Below are 4,392 nucleotides of genomic sequence, written 5' to 3'. Positions count from 1 at the left end.
GCGCGAGCGGAATCGCGATCGCAGATACCGGACCGTGGCTGCGGAGGGCGAGACTTACCAGGTTGTGCCTCAGGATCGAGGCCGTTTCCGGCGGCCCACGCGGGAGGTGCAGACAGAGCGGCAGGAGCGGAGTTCAGGTCTGGTGCGGTGGTTGCAAGCCACGCGGGGCGCTGCTTGGCTGGGCATGACCATCCAGGTCTTCACCAACAGCCGCATCCGGCGCTCGGTAAGTGAAGACCCGACCAAGACAGATTTGCGTGAAAATTTTGCCGAATCGGACACCCAAGCCATTCTCCCCACGCGGGAGCTCAAGGAAGATACGAGTCCGGTACGGGTGCGGCACCTCAAAGGCGCAGGGCCGTTCTTGAGTCGTGTCGTGGAAGTTTGGCATAAGCCGCTGGTTCGGATCGCCGGGGTGCTCCTGGGTGTTGCGATTGCGGCGAGTCTTTTGCCCATGGTCCCGGTGTTTTGGGCTGCTGTGATCGGTTCTGCCGTTTTGTTTAGCCTCCCCTTCATGCTGCGTTTGGCAAGCTTGGCCAGAGGCACGCTCTGGCGCGGGCTTTCCTATAACAGGGGAGGGTTGGGCACTGCGGGTCTAATCGTTTTCACGGCAATCGGAGCCGGGGTTTTCCTTCTTGCAGCGGGTCCCTTCCTGATGACCCTACCGGTCCTGGCGCCTTTGGTAGGCATGACGGCCCCGATCACGCTTTTTGGCGGCACTCCCTTGATTAGCGCTATGGTGAGTGCCAGTTTCTCGCCGTTGGTTCCTTTGATTGGAACCGGGATTGCCGTGGTCGCGCGAGCGCTGTTGGATCCTGAAAGGCCTGGCATCGGGTTCTTGCTGACGCGGGGCGCGCTTGCGGTGGGTGCAGCGGCTGTGGTGGCTCTTGTGGCGCCGGTACTCGGCCTTGGAGGCGCGGCTCTTGCGGCTGTGGGCTTGGGGTTTTTGGCAGCTTCGGCAATGGCTCGAGTGGCACTCAAGAAAATCGGACATAATTCCGGGTGGCCTCGTCTCTTGCTTGTGACAATTCCCGAAATGATCGGGGCCGTGGGATTGGGATTTGGAGTGGCTGCAGCTCTTCCGATTCTGGCCCCCATGACGGTGTCTTTGCCTGCAGTTTCCACCCCCCAGATGGCGGCTTTGGGAGCGGGCGCTGTGGGGTTGACGGTGGTAAAGGACACTCTGAGTTTTCTCCTGGGTAAAAGAAGTCCGATTCCGGGAGTCGGAAATCTTTCATCCCGTTTCCGCAGCACTCTGGTGGGAGTTGCCACCACGCTTTCCTTAGCGATTGCAGCAAGCGCTTTCTTGCCCATAGCCCCGCTGATGCTGGCTGTTGCGCTTTGGATCGGGGCGTCGGGGTTGGATGCAAGCCTTTTGGCCTATTTGAATTCCCGGACCCATACAGGGGCCATCCACCTCGGGAGGCGGCAGCTCCCCAACCCGCTCACTAATGCATTGCACTCCCTGGACCGTTTGCTCACCGCCACACTGCCCAATCTGGTGCTCAGGACGCTGCCTCGAGGGGTGGCCGTGGGAATCGTGGTTGCCGTGCTTTGGCCTGTTCTGCCTGTGGTAGCTCTTATGGTCTCTGTGCCTGCCGCAGCCATTGTACTGAGTTTTGTTGGGGTGGCTCTTGTCTTCCGTCTGCTCCGGCAGTTTGTGATTCACCGGGCGGCTTCCTTGGCCGGGGGTGTCACGCGCATTGCAGGCGGGGCGATTGTGGGCGCGGAAAACCAGGTCCGGGCTGCTGCGCTCCAAAGGAATCCTCAGGAGCGGCAGCAGCGCGAGCTTTTGGCCGGGGCGCTATTCCCCAATCGGGATCTCAATGTGAATCCTTTGAGTGCCGGCGAGATTGTGGAACTCAACAACCTGCTCCAGATTATTGCGGAGGAGTACGAGGGCAAGGGCGGAGTGGACGTTGCCTTGACCTGGCTGCAGACCGCAGCGGACCGGAGGCAAGCGCGTTTCCGCGACCGTCCCGAACTTCTGGACAACTATGAAGCCTACCAGCGCGCTGTGCTTTTTGAGCGGTTGGGAATTACAGAAAACGACACTGCAAGTTATCCTGAGTTGCGCACCTATATCATGGCTCACTTTCCGCACCACGGGCGCCTTGTGTTTGCGGATGACGAATTTGAGACTGAGTTGCAGGGCCTCACTCCGGATGTGCAGGCGGAAGTAAGAGCGCTCTTTATGAAGTACCGGGGCACGGATGCAGGCGAAGGACCTTCCTTAAAAGAGTTTAATATCGAGTATGAGCCTTTGCGTGAAAGGCTCTTCCGCTCTTTGGACCCTGGAAATATGGCTAAGGTCCAGGCCATGGTGGACAGCTATGCCCAGAGCTTTGGGAATCTGGAGGATTTGGCTCTCAATGAATTGGCCGGTGCGGTTGAAGCCTTGGAGCAGATCCGAGAGGAAGCACAGAACTTGGGGCTCAATGCTTCGGAGGCGGACCCTCTGGCGAGGGCCCAAGCAAGGCACGCTGCGATTACCGCGGGGAATGCAGCCACCTTGGTGGACCCGCTGTTTCAGCGTGTGATGGGCCAGCAGATCTACGATCAGGGTGTGCGGCGCGCGCGGGCGATCTATGCCCTGGATCAGGGGGCGGACACTCCCGAGCACTCCAGTGTGAATAGGATGTTCGAGACCCTGTTGTCGCAGCCCGGCAAGGTTTCTATGGCTCAGGGCATTGTGGTGTATCCCTTTGACACGCCTCCGATCCGGCGCAAGGGGAAGGAGGGCCTGGACCGCTATATCCCGGAGGTCAACTGGACCTATTTCAGCAAGCGCGGGGAATGGGGGATGTTCACTCCTTTGATGAGCCTCACCCAAGAGCTCAACTACCTGGGATCCACGGCTCTGGTGCGGCCTCTCAATACGGCGATTCGCGGGCCGCAGGCAACCGTCTTGCACCCCATCAACGAGGGCAAGGTGATGTCTGATCCGGAGCTCAATATCTACGACTGGCAGCGCGTCATGGCGCGCTGGCTGACCGGGCACAGGGATGTGGTCCAGGCCCACATGACCGGCGCAGAGCCGAACTTGGATGTTTGGGACGATGTGCGCCAACTGGATCCGCTCTTCAGTAATTACAACGACATGATTCTGGCTGAGCAGGAAGCCGGGGGGGTTGTGAATACTGTGCGTGTGCCTCTGCAAACCATCACAGGCATGGTGGAGAACACCATGTATCCCATAGGCCCGGACCAACCCCACGCCCAGCCCGTGCGCTATTTGGGTCCCGCCTCGGATCCCTCCAATGCGCACAGAATTAGTGTTTTTAATCTGGACGGATTTAAACCGGCGTATCCCTATTGGTTCGGCGGAGATGCTATGAACAACGAGGTGAGTGAAGGCGTGATCATGACCTATGAGGACAAATCCTATGCCTTTACCACGGTTGTCATTGGAGGGCACCTTTTTGAGATTCCCGGAGACTGGGCTGATGCCTTTGCCCGTGAGGCCAAGGGCGCCAAGCGCTATGTGGTGGCCTTAGTCTTACTCGGTGCCATTGGTCAAAGACCGGTGTTTTCTGCAGCCCCGGATGGCACTCTGCAATTGGAGTGGGAGGAGCGCAGCCTGCAATCGGACCATGCGCCCATTGCCCAGCAGGCTTGGGAGCAAGTGGAGCATGACGGTCAGGAGGCCAGGGCCGAGGCAAGGATTCTGGCCGATCGCTTGGATGAACAAACCCACGCCCGAATTAGGCCGGAGGGGCGTGTGAGACTGATAGAGGAGGGACATGAGGGAGCGCCTGCACAGGGCGTGGAAATCAACATGGGTTCCGTGGCCGGATACAAGCAGAACCCTCAAAGCTTCTGGGAGCGCGTGGACCGCATTAAGGCGGCGACTTTAGGGGATCAACCCATCGCCTATATCGGCGGGATGGCCAACATCATTGGAATGGCGGCCATTGAGGTGGATTACGATCCCCGCCAGATCATTCGCGAAGTGCAGCGCGATGTGGAAAGAGAGCAGGCCTTTTACGAGACCCGTCAGACACAGCGGTATCTTGCCCGGGCCGATGCGGCTCTGCAAGACTTGCAGGTCCGGGTGGGCGGTCAAATGCTGACACTCACTGTGAACCCCACCGCCGAATTGTACCAGGCCCTGCGGCAGGAAGCAGAGGCGCGTCTTAGCAACACGCCCGGGGATCTAGACAGCTTGCGGCGCAGGGAAGGGCAAATCCTCTGGCACATCAAGCAAGGCCTGTTGGAGTTGATGGCGCAAGTGGAGCTGCAGGCTTCCCAGCCTGTGGGAGTGCTCACGGACGCGGACCGGGCCCGGATCGCGGACCAGCGCAACACGCTGCAAGCCTTGGCTGCCCAGATTGGAGCGGACCGGCGCGGTGAGCCGGGGAACTTGGGCTTGCCCGTATCTGCAAGAAGCCT

Annotated in this window: 1 protein-coding gene; it reads left to right on the top strand. The window is 59.7% G+C overall.

From position 1 onward, the window contains the following. The coding region (locus JW937_03125) for a hypothetical protein (protein ID MBN1586403.1) at positions 1 to 4,392 on the top strand (4,392 nt) is incomplete at both ends.

Source organism: Candidatus Omnitrophota bacterium, from assembly GCA_016929445.1.
GTDB lineage: Bacteria > Omnitrophota > Gorgyraeia > JAFGIU01 > JAFGIU01 > JAFGIU01.
Note: the sequence above shows the minus strand (reverse complement) of the source record. Positions and strands in the feature narration are given on the sequence as shown.